1 protein-coding gene is annotated in these 326 nt (G+C 34.4%); it reads left to right on the forward strand.

The genetic code is table 11. The annotated features are described in order from the left end of the window. A partial coding sequence (locus tag SB717_RS34575) for a transposase (RefSeq protein ID WP_410907376.1) occupies positions 1 to 326 on the forward strand: 326 nt, incomplete at both ends.

Below are 326 nucleotides of genomic sequence, written 5' to 3' on the forward strand. Positions count from 1 at the left end.
GGCAAATCGAGATTTTATTTAAAACATGGAAATCATTCTTTCATATTCATCATTGTAAAAAGATAAAACGAGAACGATTGGAATGCCATTTGTATGGGCAACTGATTGCCATTCTACTTTGTTCTTCTACCATGTTTCAAATGCGGCAATTACTTCTTATGAAAAAGAAACGAGAACTGAGTGAATATAAGGCCATATATATGATTAAAGATTACTTTTTTCTTCTTTTCCAATCGATACAAAAAGACACCCAAGAGCTATTAAAGGTGTTACTTCGCCTGTTCAACCTCCTACAGCAAAACGGGCGAAAATCTCACAGATATGAG

Origin of the sequence: Priestia sp. SIMBA_032 (assembly GCF_046535215.1) — a bacterium.
Taxonomy (GTDB): domain Bacteria; phylum Bacillota; class Bacilli; order Bacillales; family Bacillaceae_H; genus Priestia; species Priestia aryabhattai.